Annotated in this window: 14 protein-coding genes and 1 tRNA gene; 9 read left to right on the top strand and 6 right to left on the bottom strand. The window is 70.8% G+C overall.

Annotation, left to right across the window (positions count from 1 at the left end):
• Positions 1-13: 13 nt before the first annotated feature.
• Positions 14-436, bottom strand: a complete 423-nt coding sequence (locus tag ACH4UK_RS06490; RefSeq protein WP_398354833.1) for a hypothetical protein — start codon at positions 434-436, stop codon at positions 14-16.
• A gap of 256 nt (positions 437-692) precedes the next feature.
• On the opposite strand from ACH4UK_RS06490, the gene ACH4UK_RS06485 reads away from it, so the two are divergent.
• The 5 genes from ACH4UK_RS06485 to ACH4UK_RS06465 all read left to right on the top strand — a co-directional run bounded on the left by ACH4UK_RS06485 (position 693) and on the right by ACH4UK_RS06465 (position 4,663).
• On the top strand, positions 693-1,124 hold the full coding sequence (locus tag ACH4UK_RS06485; protein ID WP_398354832.1) for a hypothetical protein: 432 nt from the start codon (positions 693-695) through the stop codon (positions 1,122-1,124).
• A 19-nt stretch (positions 1,125-1,143) separates the two neighbouring features.
• The gene (locus tag ACH4UK_RS06480; RefSeq protein WP_398354947.1) at positions 1,144-1,416 is read left to right on the top strand and encodes a hypothetical protein; all 273 of its coding nucleotides are present in this window, start codon (positions 1,144-1,146) and stop codon (positions 1,414-1,416) included.
• A 119-nt stretch (positions 1,417-1,535) separates the two neighbouring features.
• Positions 1,536-2,216, top strand: a complete 681-nt coding sequence (locus ACH4UK_RS06475; protein WP_398354831.1) for a hypothetical protein — start codon at positions 1,536-1,538, stop codon at positions 2,214-2,216.
• 183 nt (positions 2,217-2,399) lie between these two features.
• Positions 2,400-3,653 carry a hypothetical protein gene (locus tag ACH4UK_RS06470; RefSeq protein ID WP_398354830.1) on the top strand — a complete coding sequence of 418 codons (1,254 nt, stop codon included), beginning with the start codon at positions 2,400-2,402 and terminating at the stop codon, positions 3,651-3,653.
• A gap of 251 nt (positions 3,654-3,904) precedes the next feature.
• Positions 3,905-4,663 carry a hypothetical protein gene (locus tag ACH4UK_RS06465; RefSeq protein WP_398354829.1) on the top strand — a complete coding sequence of 253 codons (759 nt, stop codon included), beginning with the start codon at positions 3,905-3,907 and terminating at the stop codon, positions 4,661-4,663.
• A gap of 77 nt (positions 4,664-4,740) precedes the next feature.
• On the opposite strand, the gene ACH4UK_RS06460 is transcribed toward ACH4UK_RS06465, so the two are convergent.
• Positions 4,741-4,815 (bottom strand) — tRNA-Cys (locus ACH4UK_RS06460).
• A gap of 203 nt (positions 4,816-5,018) precedes the next feature.
• On the opposite strand from ACH4UK_RS06460, the gene ACH4UK_RS06455 reads away from it, so the two are divergent.
• Positions 5,019-6,536: an MFS transporter gene (locus ACH4UK_RS06455; RefSeq protein WP_398354828.1), complete on the top strand. Its 1,518-nt coding sequence runs from the start codon at positions 5,019-5,021 to the stop codon at positions 6,534-6,536.
• 170 nt (positions 6,537-6,706) lie between these two features.
• Positions 6,707-8,491: a DEAD/DEAH box helicase gene (locus tag ACH4UK_RS06450; protein WP_398354827.1), complete on the top strand. Its 1,785-nt coding sequence runs from the start codon at positions 6,707-6,709 to the stop codon at positions 8,489-8,491.
• A 69-nt stretch (positions 8,492-8,560) separates the two neighbouring features.
• On the opposite strand, the gene ACH4UK_RS06445 is transcribed toward ACH4UK_RS06450, so the two are convergent.
• Positions 8,561-9,220 (bottom strand): hypothetical protein, encoded by a 660-nt coding sequence (locus ACH4UK_RS06445; protein WP_398354826.1) that lies wholly within the window; start codon positions 9,218-9,220, stop codon positions 8,561-8,563.
• Between the two features lie 576 nt (positions 9,221-9,796).
• Between ACH4UK_RS06445 and ACH4UK_RS06440 the strand changes: the two genes are divergently transcribed.
• Both ACH4UK_RS06440 and ACH4UK_RS06435 read left to right on the top strand, forming a co-directional pair.
• A complete protein-coding gene (locus tag ACH4UK_RS06440) occupies positions 9,797-10,441 on the top strand; it encodes an IclR family transcriptional regulator (RefSeq protein ID WP_018958460.1) in 645 nt (214 codons plus the stop codon).
• Positions 10,442-10,546: 105 nt separating this feature from the next.
• On the top strand, positions 10,547-11,335 hold the full coding sequence (locus ACH4UK_RS06435) for a S16 family serine protease (RefSeq protein WP_398354825.1): 789 nt from the start codon (positions 10,547-10,549) through the stop codon (positions 11,333-11,335).
• On the opposite strand, the gene ACH4UK_RS06430 is transcribed toward ACH4UK_RS06435, so the two are convergent.
• From ACH4UK_RS06430 to ACH4UK_RS06420, 3 genes are read right to left on the bottom strand one after another with little or no spacing between them, the layout of a single operon-like run.
• Positions 11,295-12,605, bottom strand: a complete 1,311-nt coding sequence (locus ACH4UK_RS06430) for an MFS transporter (protein ID WP_398354824.1) — start codon at positions 12,603-12,605, stop codon at positions 11,295-11,297. The genes ACH4UK_RS06435 and ACH4UK_RS06430 overlap by 41 nt on opposite strands.
• Positions 12,606-12,634: 29 nt before the next feature.
• Positions 12,635-12,835: a hypothetical protein gene (locus tag ACH4UK_RS06425; RefSeq protein WP_398354823.1), complete on the bottom strand. Its 201-nt coding sequence runs from the start codon at positions 12,833-12,835 to the stop codon at positions 12,635-12,637.
• 41 nt (positions 12,836-12,876) lie between these two features.
• Complete coding sequence (locus tag ACH4UK_RS06420; RefSeq protein WP_398354822.1) at positions 12,877-13,491, bottom strand: helix-turn-helix domain-containing protein; 615 nt, start codon at positions 13,489-13,491, stop codon at positions 12,877-12,879.
• Between the last annotated feature and the right edge of the window lie 75 nt (positions 13,492-13,566).

Genomic DNA, 13,566 nt, shown 5'->3' with positions numbered 1-13,566 from the left:
GGCGGCTCCGGCCTCAGCAGGGACCGTCGTCGACGGTGGCGGTGAGGTCGTACGCGGGAATCGAGGTGCTGCCGCTGTCCGCTCCTGGCACGAAGACCCCGCCCCCCGCGGACTTCGCTTCCGTGACGTGCAGGCAGACAGTGGTGTCGGCCCCGCCGGCCGAGATCTCGTAGTCGTCACCGGCCTGTTCCACGACGACCTCGTACGAGGGCCCTTGGCCCTCACCCACTCTCATGAACTCCGCCTCGATCAGCGAGGCGTAGCCGCCCTGGGCGTCACGGTGGATCTGCGGTTCGGCGGCCAGGGACACGCCCGCGCCCTCGGCGGCCTCCCTGACCTCGCCGGCGCTCCAGGCCCCCTTGTCGACGCCCTCCAGGACCGAACAGCCCCCGAAGAGAAAGACCCCGGCGACCCCGAACGCGGCGACCCGCCCCACCGCGAGAGCCGCGTCCGACGGCTGCCGCCGCCCGAGGCCGGGCCCGCCAGTACAACCGGTACGGGCCGACAAGGGCGATGACGAGAAACGCCGCGGCCAGGACGAACAAGAAGACGACGACGGACATATGCGCGCCCCATGGATTCTGCTGGATTCATGCCCGAGCAAAGGCTCAGATTCTACTCGTCCGCCCTGCGCCCGCCACCGTACGGTGGCGGGCGCAAGGCTGTCCGCATGGCAAGACCCGGGGGAAGACGTGACGTTCGAGAAGGAATGGGCCGAACTGCGTTCGGCGGCGGCAGAGCGCAGTGCTATGCAGCTCAACAGTGCTCCGGCCGAGGGCGGCGGGACCACCGCCGGCACACCCGACCTGGTGGTCAACCGGGACGACCTCGGCGCTATCGGGAATGATGCCTACGAGTTGAGGACGAAACTGTCGAAGGACGGTGACCACGCCCGCCCGGCCACCTTCGACGCGGCGATCGCACTCACCAACGGCAACTTCGCGAGTGGTGCGGCGGTGCTCAAGGTGCACGACTTCTGGCAGACCCATCTCAAGACGCTGCTGGATTCCTGTGCACACATTTCGAACCACCTGGATTACACCAAGGCCCTGCACGCGAAGGACGACGTGAAGATCGGCGGGGATCTGACGTCGATCTCCAAGCTGTCGGAATACCTGAAGTAGGGCTCGGGGGAGCGCGCACATGCTGAGTTACGAGGACATCGTCGAAGCCCCGTTGGGGAAGCTGAAGGCCGCGGCCGACGACTGGTCGGAGGTGGCGGCAAACCTGGACAAGCTCGCTGATCAGGCAGCGGACGGAATGAAAGAGAAGGCTCCGATGGAGGATTTCCTCGCACTCCATACGACCAAGGATGATTCCTCTCTCCGAGAGGACCTGGCGCAAGCGATGGCCGTGGGCTACGGGGTCGGAAACGACCGAGAGAATCAGCAGGGTGTAGATCCGGAGACGGGCTGAAGCTGCCCCGGGCGGCAGTGAAAGGTATGGCTGTGAACCAGAACGGAAAGATGCTGATCGCTGGCCTTGTGGCGGCTCTCTGCGCTACCGCATGTTCCCTCCGCGCTGTCTCCGTCCACGTGAGCGGGCGAGGGAGGCCCAACCGCGGCCGCGCCGGTCTCGGCGGCGCGGTCATCGCGGTGTTCCTGGCGGCCGGCGCGGTCGGCTGTGCTGGAGGGAACGACGAGGCCCCGAAGGAAGGCGGCGAGTTCGTGGCGGGGACACTTCTCTGCGGCGGCGAAGCGGTCTCCACCGAGGCGGCCGAATCACTGAAGGTGATCACGGGGTCCTCGCGGTTCGAGGCGCCGGCCGAGGGATCCACCGTCGCACGCGCCGCCAGGTCGTTGAGTGAGGCGTTCGCTTCCCCTGCCGCCGATGACGGTGACATCTGCCAGGTGTTCGCGATCAACGCCGCCCAGAGCGATCGGCTGGAGGTGACCTGGGAGCTGGCCAGTGGCCCGCCGGAGGGTGAACCTGCTCCGAAGTTCACGGTGCTCCCGATGGGAGTGCGAACCCTGACGGCTCCGGACTCCGCTGTTGTCCAGTTCGCCTGCCGGAGCGCGAAGCTGCCCGGTTCCACGCCGGCTCAGGTCAAGATCGGCGTGGAGCGCTGGTCCCCCACCGAACCCGAGGGCGACCCGGAGAAGTTGAAGGACGCCTACGCGACCGTGGCCCACTCCGTCTCGCTGGCCATGGCGAAGGAGCTGGGCTGCGAGAACGACGGGGGACTGGAGGCCCGGCCGTCACTCGACCCTGCGTGACCCCGGCAACGGCCTGCGACAGGGGAGGAATAGGCCCCTCCGTGATCGTTTATGGCTAGTTCGGCCCTCACCCTGTCACCCCCTGTGGCCGCTACATTCACCCCTGTCCAGAAAAACATGACCAGGGGGAAACAGACGATTATGCGTACCCATAGACCCTTAAGCCGCACCGGCAGGTCACTCATGATGGTGACCGCCCCCGCGGTCGCCGCAGCGCTCGCCGCCATGGGCCTCGCCGCCTCGCCGGCCGCCGCGGCACCCACCAACGCGACGGCACCCGCAAGCGCGGCGGCGCCCCAGCTCGGCGACGCCTGTACCGCGGCCGACCTCGGCACCCGCCACCCGTACATCAAGACCACCGAAGTGTCCCCGACGATCACCCACTTCAAGGGCTGGTACGTCACCGAGGGCACCACCGGCAACCACACCGTCGTCACCAGCACCCAGACGACCATCGCGGTCTCCGTCGGCCTCAACGGCAACGTCGAGGGCAGCTTCGCCGTCGAGGCCCTCGGCACGGTCGGCGCGAGCCTGGGCCTGAACGTCAAGGTCGACTACTCCTCGACCAGCAGCGAGTCGAACACGGTCGCCTGGAGCTTCAACCAGCCCGGCTACTACGGCGTCTACAAGGGCACGAAGAAGGTCACCGGCACCTACGGAAGCCTCAACTGCAACCGCGCCCAGCAGAGCGACGGCAGCTGGGCGTTGAAGTGGACCGACGGGGCCGGCAGCGGCAACTTCACCACCTTCACCACCCTTGAGGAAGGCGCGGTGCGCTGCCAGGACACCGTGCCCGCGGGCAGCATCATGGCCAAGGCGCAGGGTCTCCTCGACTGCGGCTCGGCCGCCGCGAAGGCCGAGCGCCCGGCGGGTGCGGTGGCGCCGACGGCGGAGCAGGAGCGGGACCGCCTCGAGCAGGCCCCGGCTCTCGCCGGCGGCAGCTCCGCCGAACAGCCCAAGGCCGCCGGGCGCGGCGCACGGGCCGCTCTCGACTGCCAGGCACAGGTCTACAAGATCGCGGTACCCGGCAAGCCCCTGTCCTGGGGCGCGCCGGTCCTGGCGAACGACGGGGTCCGCCTGCGGCCCTCGACGATCTTCAGCGCCCACCTGGACCACTGGCGGCTGTGCAACGTGACGGAGACCGACGGGGTCCTCGAGGCGACCCTGTGGAACTGGGGCAACGGCGGGTGCGCGACCATCGCCGAGCAGAACCCGGCCACCGAACGGGCGGCCCTGAAGACGGTCACCTGCGCGGAGGACGACCTCCAGCGGTTCTCGATCTACCGCGATGTCCCCGGCAGCTCGAAGATCGGTGTGCAGAACAAGTACACCGGATCCATGATCGGCCATGACCGGTACGCGGACGGGGAGTTCATGCGCCAGTACTCCAGCGGCAGGCAGGACGGTACGGGCACGTACACCCTGGTCGGCGTCTGACGGCCCCACGCCCGCTGAGCGGCCCCGCACGTGAACCCGGTCCTCCGCGTTCCGTGCGGGGCCCTTGGCGTCCCTGCCGGAGCGAGAGGCCGCCCGGGTCGAAGGGGACTCCCGGACACTCCCGGATCCACCCGGATACTCCCAGATCCGCCCGGATACTTCCGGGTCGGACCGGAGAACTGGACAATGCCGCGGAGGACCGAACCGGTCCGCAGGTTCGTACCGTCGTCCGACCAGGAGAGAGCCCGTACGTGATCAGTGAGCCGGAGTTGGTGGGCGATCCCGGGCCCGGCGCGCCCCCGGACGTGGTGAGCGGGTTCGACCGGGAGCGCGCGACCGGGCGGCGGCGGGGGCGGCGGCTGCTGTGGACCGCCGCCGGAGCGCTGGTCGCGTCGGCGGTGTGGGCGACGGCGGTGTTCGCGTACGGGATCGGCGGCGACCGGAAACCGGACCCGCGCGGCTACCGGGTTGAGTCCGACTCCTGCGCCGCGATGGAGCTGAGGGCGCTCACCGAGGCGGTGGGAGAGCCGGAGTCCGAGCCGGCCACCGAACTGGACGGGATCGAGCATCCCGCCCTCCACCGCATCAGATGCTCCCTCGCCTTCACCCCGTCGGGCGCGGCGGCGCAGGGCGGCAAGGGCGGGGAGGGCTGGACGACGGTCTACCAGGCGTCCCTGACGGCCGCGCTGCACAAGGAGACCGACCCGCGCCCCGAATTCGAGGCGAGCAGCACGCAGACGGAGATCGACGGCGTGGGCGTGACGCAGGTGGAGCAGGTCCCGGACCTCGGGGACCTGGCCCATCTCCTGGTCATGGACGACAACGTCATGCGCTTGAAGGTGGTGGAGGGCGGTGCCGTCGTGACGCTCGCCCTGTCCGTCTCGATGGACTACGAAGGGGAGGCCGACGAAGGGCTCCCGGACGCGCCGCAGAGCCCCGAACTGCTCGCCTACCGGGCCGCTCTGATCAGCGACATGCGCGATGTGATGAAGGCGCTGAAGACGGACTGAGCGCCGACCGTCCGTCGTATGCGCGAAAAGCGGAAAGTGACCGTCCCCGTCCTTACGGGGACGGCCACTCTCCGTCCTGGAGACCGTGACCGGAATCGAACCGGTGTAACTCGAGTTGCAGTCGAGCCCCTGAGCCTCTCGGGCACACGGTCGGGGGTGGTGCGGTGTCGCTGTCCTTCTGCTTGCTGTCCATGACGCTACGGGCCCCCGTCCGCCGCCTCAAGGGATCCGGCCGGGGCGCAACGCGACTGCCATACGCCGTTCACACCCGGGCTTGCGACCTACGACCAAGGGCCGAGCGCGAGACGGTACATCGACAGGGTTCAAACCGTGCCATGCCCCTTACGCTGAGCCCATGACCGCCCTCGAACCGCGTGACGGCACCGATGCCGCACGCCTCGCGCCGACCGCGACCGACGCCCCCTCCCCGGACCCGCTGTCCGGCATCCCCCTCGCGGCCGCGGAGGGGGTCCTCGGGCGCACCTACCGGGCGCTGAGCATCGGCATCGTCTCCGTGGTGTTCCTCATCGCGTTCGAGGCCACGGCGGTCGGCACGGCGATGCCGGTCGCCGCCCGTGAACTGAACGGGATCCCGCTCTACGCGTTCGCCTTCTCCGCGTACTTCACCACCAGCCTCTTCGCCATGGTCCTCTCCGGGCAGTGGGCCGACCGGCGCGGGCCGCTCCAGCCGCTCGCCACCGGGATCACCGCGTTCGGCGTCGGCCTGCTGCTCTCCGGGGCGGCCACCAGCATGTGGATCTTCATCGCGGGCCGGGCCGTCCAGGGGCTCGGCGGCGGGCTGGTCATCGTCGCCCTGTACGTGGTCATCGGGCGGGCCTACCCCGAACACATCCGGCCCGCGATCCTGGCCGCCTTCGCCGCGAGCTGGGTGATCCCCTCCGTCGTCGGACCGCTCGCCTCCGGGACGGTGACCGAGCACCTCGGCTGGCGCTGGGTCTTCATCGGCATCCCCGTGCTCATCGTGATCCCTCTCGTCCTGGCCCTCCCGGCGATCCGGCGGACGGCCTCCGGGCCCGCGGATCCGGCCGCCGCCACCCAGCCGTACGACCGCCGCCGGATCCGGCTCGCGCTGGGGATCTCGGCCGGGGCGGGGCTGCTCCAGTACGCGGGGCAGGAGCTGAACTGGCTCGCCCTCCTGCCGGCCGCCCTCGGCGTCGCCCTGCTGGTGCCCGCCGTCCGCGGACTGCTGCCCACCGGGACCGTACGGGCGGCCCGCGGGCTGCCCTCGGTGGTCCTGCTGCGCGGGATCGCCGCCGGGTCGTTCATCGCCGCCGAGTCCTTCGTACCGCTGATGCTGGTCACCCAGCGCGGGCTGTCCCCGACGATGGCCGGGCTCTCGCTGGCCGTGGGCGGGGCGACCTGGGCGCTCGGTTCGTACGTACAGTCCCGGCCGCGCATGGAGCCCCACCGGGAGCGGCTGATGGTCAGCGGCATGGTGCTGGTCGCCGCCTCGATCGCCGTCGCGCCCTCCGTGCTGATCGAGGGGGTCCCGGTCTGGACCGTCGCCGTCGCCTGGGCCTTCGGCTGCTTCGGCATGGGGATGGTGATCGCCTCCACCAGCGTGCTGCTCCTGAAGCTGTCGGCTCCCGAGGAGGCGGGCTCCAACTCCGCCGCCCTCCAGATCTCCGACGGGCTCTCCAACGTGCTGCTCCTGGCCACCGGCGGGGCGGCCTTCGCCGCGCTCGGCGGCGGCGCGGTGGGCGCGGCCGCGCACGGGGCGGTGGAGGCGGGGGCCTCGGGTTCGCACCCGGGGGCGTTCGCCGCCGTGTTCCTGCCGATGGCGGCGGTGGCCGTGGTGGGGGCCTGGGTGGCGACCCGGGTCCTCGTACGGGAGAAGGGGTTCGCACGGTAGCCGTATCTGTGAAGAGGGTCTCAACGGACTCGAACCGCGACTCGTTCGTACGGGTTCCCGGCCGGCCCCCCGGTAAGGTGGCCCGGTTGTCGTATCGCGGACCGGGATCCAGTCGGCCCGGTCCGGTGCCGGCAGCGCCCCACGTACCCGAGAGCCCCGAACCGGAGACCGTGACTACTACCACCGCCTCCCACCACCTCTCACCCGCCTTTCCCGGCCGCGCCCCCTGGGGGACCGCCGGGAAGCTGCGAGCCTGGCAGCAGGGCGCCATGGAGAGGTACATCCAGGAGCAGCCGCGCGACTTCCTCGCCGTCGCGACGCCCGGCGCCGGCAAGACCACGTTCGCGCTGACCCTCGCGTCGTGGCTGCTGCACCACCATGTCGTGCAGCAGATCACCGTCGTCGCCCCGACCGAGCACCTCAAGAAGCAGTGGGCGGAGGCGGCCGCGCGGATAGGGATCAAGCTCGACCCCGACTACAGCGCCGGTCCGCTGAGCAAGGACTACCACGGGGTCGCCGTCACCTACGCGGGTGTCGGCGTCCGCCCGATGCTGCACCGCAACCGCTGCGAGCAGCGCAAGACGCTGGTGATCCTCGACGAGATCCACCACGCCGGTGACTCGAAGTCCTGGGGCGAGGCCTGCCAGGAGGCGTTCGACCCGGCGACCCGGCGGCTCGCGCTGACCGGTACGCCGTTCCGGTCGGACACCAACCCGATCCCGTTCGTCGCGTACGAGGAGGGCAACGACGGCATCCGCCGCTCCTCCGCCGACTACACCTACGGCTACGGCAACGCGCTCGCCGACGGCGTCGTCCGCCCGGTCATCTTCCTCAGCTACAGCGGCAACATGCGCTGGCGTACGAAGGCCGGCGACGAGATCGCCGCCCGGCTCGGCGAGCCGATGACCAAGGACGCCATCGGGCAGGCCTGGCGCACCGCACTGGCCCCCACCGGCGAGTGGATCCCCAACGTGCTCTCGGCCGCCGACAAGCGGCTCACCGAGGTCCGCAAGGGCATCCCCGACGCGGGCGGCCTCGTCATCGCGACCGACCAGGAGTCGGCGCGCGCGTACGCCAAGATCCTCAAGAAGGTCACCGGCGAGACACCGGCCGTGGTCCTCTCCGATGAGAAGGCCGCCTCCAAGAAGATCGACAAGTTCAGCGGCGACGAGTCGCGCTGGATGGTCGCGGTCCGCATGGTGTCCGAAGGCGTCGACGTGCCGCGTCTCGCCGTCGGCGTGTACGCGACCACGATCTCGACGCCCCTCTTCTTCGCCCAGGCCGTCGGCCGCTTCGTGCGCTCCCGCAGGCGCGGTGAGACCGCGTCCGTCTTCGTGCCGACGATCCCGATGCTGCTGGACTTCGCCAACGAGATGGAGGTCGAGCGCGATCACGTGCTCGACAAGCCGAAGAAGGGCAGCGACGAGGAGAACCCGTTCTCGGAGGAGGACAAGCTCCTCGCCGACGCGGAGAAGCTGGAGGACGAGGAGACCGAGGAGCAACTGCCCTTCGAGGCGCTGGAGTCCGACGCCGTCTTCGACCGGGTGCTCTACGACGGCGCGGAGTTCGGCATGCAGGCCCACCCCGGTTCCGAGGAGGAGCAGGACTACCTCGGCATCCCGGGCCTCCTCGAACCGGACCAGGTCCAGCTCCTGCTCCAGAAGCGGCAGAGCCGGCAGATCGCGCACAGCCGCCAGAAGCCGGCCTCGGAGGCCGACCTCCTGGAGAAGCCGGCCGAGGCCCGGCCGGTGGTCACCCACAAGCAGCTGCTGAGCCTGCGCAAGCAGCTCAACACGATGGTCTCCGCCTACACCCACCAGAGCGGCAAGCCCCACGGGGTCATCCACACCGAGCTGCGCCGGGTCTGCGGCGGCCCGCCGAGCGCGGAGGCCACGGCCCACCAGATCCAGCAGCGCATCGTGAAGGTCCAGGAGTGGGCGACCCGGATGACGTGACCGGGGACGACGAGGAGGAGGGCGGGACGCGTATCCGTATGCGTCCCGCCCTCCTCCTCGTCGGGGCCGTCAGCCGTTCACGGGTTCGGGGACCCGGGCGGGGAGCGCGGCCTCGTCCGCACAGCCGAGCTCTTTGGACAGGCCACGCGCGACGTCGTTGAGGACGGTCATACGGTCCTCGGGTCCGGAGCCGGGGGCCAGCTGGCCCCCGGACGAGTACATCCTCGCCCTGACGTAGGGCGACGCACCCCCGGGCCCCTTGGTCGAGCAGGCGAAATAGAGGTTCGCCCCGCTGTCGCCGTTGATCTCGGCATAGGAGCCCAGGGGGAAGACGAGCCGGTCGCCGTCTGCTCTCTGCGCTTCCTCCTCCGGGACGGGGTGATTCTCCGTGGGCTCGAACTCGATCTTGAGCAACGGGATCCCACGGTCGTCGCCCGCCTTGTAGACCATGCAGATGTTGCGTTCCTTCACCCCTCCGTAGAGCCTCTTCGCGGCCAGTTCCAGAGAGAACCCGTTCGCGTCTCCCTGCTGATCGGTGCCGGTGAGTTCGGTGAAACGCTCGGTCGACGCCAGGCGCTCGAGGGCTTTCGCCGAAGACGGGGTCAGGGTGCTGTCGCACACCTGTGATGCCGAGAGCGCCGCTTCCTTGCCGCTCTCGTCGTCGGTGCAGGCGGTGACCGTGAGAAGTATCAGGCTCCCGCAGAGCATCCAGTGCGGTCTGTTGCGCATGGCACGCTGCCTCAGGGGGATTCGGAGTGGGTGGGCGTCAGTCCTTGTAGGCCGGGCGCCCTCGGTAGTCGTTCTGTTGGGACCCGGTGCCGAAGTAGCCGTAGGGAAGCTACCCATCAGGCGCGCCGCGAGGTCGCCCGGACCGCTGTTCGTCCACATTCCGAACAGACGGTGCTTCCGGCATCCGGTGATCGAGGAAGAGGCGCAAGAAATCGTGTACCAATCCTTCACGCAGTGTTAACGCCGGTTCACGCTTGTGTGCGCTCTGTCGCGCACCAGTCGTGACACGTGAACGCGCGTAGATGTTCGCTTTCCGGACGCCGCCCCGCTGACCGGCCCTTATGCGTGGGCCGCATCCGGGCCCGGTGTCCGGAGACCGGATTCTGGACGAGGACTTCCGCTGAGCGGACTGGCTCGCTACTGTCCCCGCCATATGAACGCCCCGTGGCAACGCCGCCGCGGAGCGCAGCCGGTGCCTTGCCAGACCGGCGGCCTCTCCGTGCGTCGCCGCTGGGACCGGCGTCGCAACCGCCGGAGCAGGACCGTCGTCGCTCACCCCGAAGAGGAGAGGGCGTCGTGACAGCGGAGACTTCCCAGACGCTCGACCGAGGACTGCGCGTCCTCAAACTGCTCGCCGACACCGATCACGGCCTGACCGTCACCGAGTTGTCCAACAAACTCGGCGTCAACCGGACCGTCGTCTACCGGCTGCTCGCCACTCTGGAGCAGCACGCTCTGGTCCGCCGTGACCTGGGCGGCCGCGCCCGGGTCGGGCTCGGTGTGCTGCGGCTCGGCCGGCAGGTGCATCCGCTCGTCCGGGAGGCCGCGCTGCCCGCGCTGCGCTCCCTGGCCGAGGACATCGGAGCCACCGCCCATCTCACGCTCGTCGACGGCAGCGACGCCCTCGCGGTCGCCGTCGTCGAGCCCACCTGGACCGACTACCACGTCGCCTACCGGGCCGGCTTCCGGCATCCGCTGGACCGGGGTGCGGCGGGCCGGGCCATTTTGTCCGCCCGGCAGACCACGGAGGCCGGACACCCGGGCTACACCCTCACCCACGGTGAACTCGAGGCCGGGGCCAGCGGGGCGGCCGCGCCCCTGGTCGGGGTCTCGGGCGTGGAGGGGAGCGTCGGCGTCGTCATGCTCGCCGACGCCGTGCCGGAACGGGTCGGGCCGCGCGTGCTCGACGCCGCCCGGGAAGTCGCCGACGCGCTGCGGTAGGCGCGTGGCGGGACGGAAGCGTGCCGGGGGTCGCGCTCGCGGAGGCGGCGAGCGCGGCGTACGCCTGGCGCGTTCCCGTTCGGGGGCGGCGGCTAGATTGGGTGGGTGCTCACTCGTCTCACGCGCCCCCGCGTCCTCGCCCTCTGCGCGCTGCCCGTCCTCGCCCTGTTCGGCACGGCGGCCCTCGCGCCGCTGCCGTTCACCCTGGCGCGGCCCGGGATGACCGCGGACGTGCTCGGCAAGGACGACGGGCGGCCGGTGATCACCATCACCGGCACCGGGACCCGGCCCACCGACGGGCAGCTGAGGATGACGACGATCCTCGCCACCGGGCCGAAGGCGGACGTCCGCATCGGCGACGTGATCGACGGCTGGTTCCGGGCCGACCGGGCGGTCATGCCGCGCGACTCCGTGTACCCCACCGGCGGCTCCGAGAAGGAGATCGAGCGGCACAACCTCGACGACATGAAGCAGTCGCAGAACGTCGCCGTCGACGCCGCCCTGAACTACCTGGACCGCGAGCCCGGTTCGATGCGGGTCGAGGTCGACCTCGGCGACATCGGCGGCCCGAGCGCCGGGCTCTTCCTCTCCCTCGGCATCATCGACAAGCTCGACGGCGACGGCTCCGGCGGCGACCTCACCGGCGGCCGCACCATCGCCGGTACGGGGACGATCAGCGCGGACGGCGAGGTCGGCGCGGTCGGCGGGGTGTCGATGAAGACCCAGGCCGCCCACCGCGACGGGGCGAGCGTCTTCCTCGTCCCGAAGGCCGAGTGCCGGGAAGCGGAGGCCGAGCGGCCGGACGGGCTGCGGATCGTGCCCGTCGGCACGCTGAAGGACGCGGTCGGCTCGCTCAAGGCCCTGGCGACGGGCGGGACGGTGCCGAGCTGCTGACCTGCGGCTCCACGGAGGGCTCCGGGCAATCCGCGGCCCCCGCCACCGGCGCGTCGTCCAGCGTCCGCCAGGACGGGAACACCAGCGGGCTCAGCGTGGCCAGGAAGTAGATCCCGCCCATCGCCAGCAGCGCCCCCGTCGCCCCCGCGCCCTCCACCAGCAGCCCGGCCGCGAGCCCGCCCAGCGGCATCGCGAACTCACAGCCCGCCGTCAGGGCCCCGGCGACCCGGCTGCGCAGCCGGTCGGGCACCCGCTCGTAGACGACCGTCGTCAGGATCGGGTTCAGCACGCCGCCCGCGATCCCGCCGAGCAGCATCGTCACCGCGAGCGGAAGCGTCGTCCCGGTCACCGCGGCGACCAGGAACCGCGGCGCGCCGCACAGGATCACGCACACCGTGAACACCGCCCGGCGCGGGAAGCGGTGCCCCACCGCCCCGTACAGCAGCGCCCCCGTCAGCCCGCCCGCCCCGAACAGCGCGGTGAGCAGCCCGATGGCGGTCGCGCCGCCCAGCTCCGCCTCGGCGTGCACCGGGAGCAGGACGGCGTACCAGCCCTGGTCGGTGCCGTTCATGAACATCACCATGATCACGACCGCCAGCAGCAGCCGGTTGCCCAGCAAGTGGGTGTATCCCTCGCGGAGTTCGGAGCCGTAGGTGCGCAGCGAGACCGGGGCCTGGGCCTTCCGCGGCTCGGCCGCGGGCACGCCCCGTACGCCCGCGGCGATCAGCAGGGCGGACAGCCCGAACGTCGCCGCGTCCAGGAGCAGCACCGTCTCCGCGCCGACGAAGGCGATGAGGACCCCGGCGAGCGCCGCACCGACCATCCGGGCCCCGCGCGAGACCGCGTCGAAGAGGCTGGCGGCCCGGGGGAGCGTGGTGCCGGCGTGCTCGGCCAGGTCCGGGATCAGGACGTAGCGCGCGGTGTTGCCCGGGGTGTGGGCGAACCCGTTGAGCGCCATCAGCGCGCACAGCATCCAGAAGTCGAGGGCGTCGGCGAAGTGCAGCAGCGGGATCGCGGCGATGGCCGACGCGCATACGGCGTCGGACGCGACGGCGACCCGGCGGCGGCCGATCCGGTCGATGACCGGTCCGCCGATCAGTGCGGCGACGACGATCGGCAGGGTGGCGCAGAAGGCGACGAGCCCGGCCCGGCCCGCGCTGCCGGTGGTCTCCAGGACGAACCAGGGGACGCCGATCAGGGTCAGTGATGTGCCTGCTGTGGAGATGGAGTTGGCCGCGAGCGTGGCGGCGAGCGGGGTGCGGTGCCCCATGGTTCTGTCTCCCCCCGGTCCATCGATGGCTATGCGGTGCGGAACGCGCCGGTCGGGGGCGCGGCGGTCGCGGACGCGGTCCGGCTCTGTGTCAGCCGGAGGCCGACCTCGACCAGGGTCCAGCCGACCCGGGTGCGCAGGCTGGTGCGGGGGAGGCGGAACGCCGTTGCCCCGTCGTGGAGTTCGGCCGCGTGGAAGGCGTGCAGGAGGTGGTGTACGTCGGCGTGCATAACGATTCCTCTCGGCTGAAGGGCTGTCGGCGGCGCGGCGCTCATTCGGAGGGGTGCGGGAAGGTGTGCAGGTGGGTCCGTACGACGGCCGAGCCCTCGGTGTCGTCGGGGACGCGGCCCCGATAGCTCTCCACGAGCTCCTGGGCCTTCTGGGCCAGCTCCAGGGCCAGCTCCGGGGTGAGGCGGATCGTGAAGTCGCTCAGGTCCCAGCTCCGCTGCCACTCCGGTGACCAGTCGTCCATCGTGCCCAGCCAGGTGTTCAGCTCCTGGGCGTGGCTGGTGGCCGTCTCGTGGAGGAGGAAGTCGATGGCTCCGCGCACCTCCGGGTCGGCGTGCGTCCGGAACTCGGAGCTCTCGATGGTCGAGCCGTCGTGGGTCGCCCGCCACCAGCGTTCGCGGCCCTTGCCCAGCTCCGGGGCGTCCTCGACCAGGCCGGACTCGGCCAGCTGGCGCAGGTGGTAGCTGGTCGCGCCGCTGGACTCGCCCAGCCGCTCGCCGAGCTTGGAGGCGGTGGCGGGGCCGAAGCCGCGCAGCGCCTTCAGCAGTCGCAGCCGGAGGGGGTGCGCGATGGCTCGCAAGGTGCGGGCGTCGACGTTGTGGATCTTCCGGTCGGAGCCGTCGTAGCGGTAGGGACGGACGTCCTCGTTCTCTGCCATGACTCGAAGATAGAGATGCAAAGAAGCCTTTGCAAGCCTTTTTTGCAAGGATCTGTTTGCAACGACTCTTTGTAA

It is taken from the genome of Streptomyces sp. NPDC020884 (assembly GCF_044333935.1).
Taxonomy (GTDB): domain Bacteria; phylum Actinomycetota; class Actinomycetes; order Streptomycetales; family Streptomycetaceae; genus Streptomyces.
The sequence above is the reverse complement of the archived record's forward strand: the minus strand, read 5'-3'. Positions and strand labels throughout refer to the sequence as shown.

Coding starts and splice junctions, on each gene's coding strand:
- ACH4UK_RS06480 (WP_398354947.1), top strand. CDS start 1,144: ATGCTGAGTTACGAGGACATCGTCGAAGCCCCGTTGGGGAAGCTGAAG.
- ACH4UK_RS06470 (WP_398354830.1), top strand. CDS start 2,400: ATGATGGTGACCGCCCCCGCGGTCGCCGCAGCGCTCGCCGCCATGGGC.
- ACH4UK_RS06455 (WP_398354828.1), top strand. CDS start 5,019: ATGACCGCCCTCGAACCGCGTGACGGCACCGATGCCGCACGCCTCGCG.
- ACH4UK_RS06445 (WP_398354826.1), bottom strand. CDS start 9,220: ATGCGCAACAGACCGCACTGGATGCTCTGCGGGAGCCTGATACTTCTC.
- ACH4UK_RS06430 (WP_398354824.1), bottom strand. CDS start 12,605: ATGGGGCACCGCACCCCGCTCGCCGCCACGCTCGCGGCCAACTCCATC.
- ACH4UK_RS06425 (WP_398354823.1), bottom strand. CDS start 12,835: ATGCACGCCGACGTACACCACCTCCTGCACGCCTTCCACGCGGCCGAA.
- ACH4UK_RS06420 (WP_398354822.1), bottom strand. CDS start 13,491: ATGGCAGAGAACGAGGACGTCCGTCCCTACCGCTACGACGGCTCCGAC.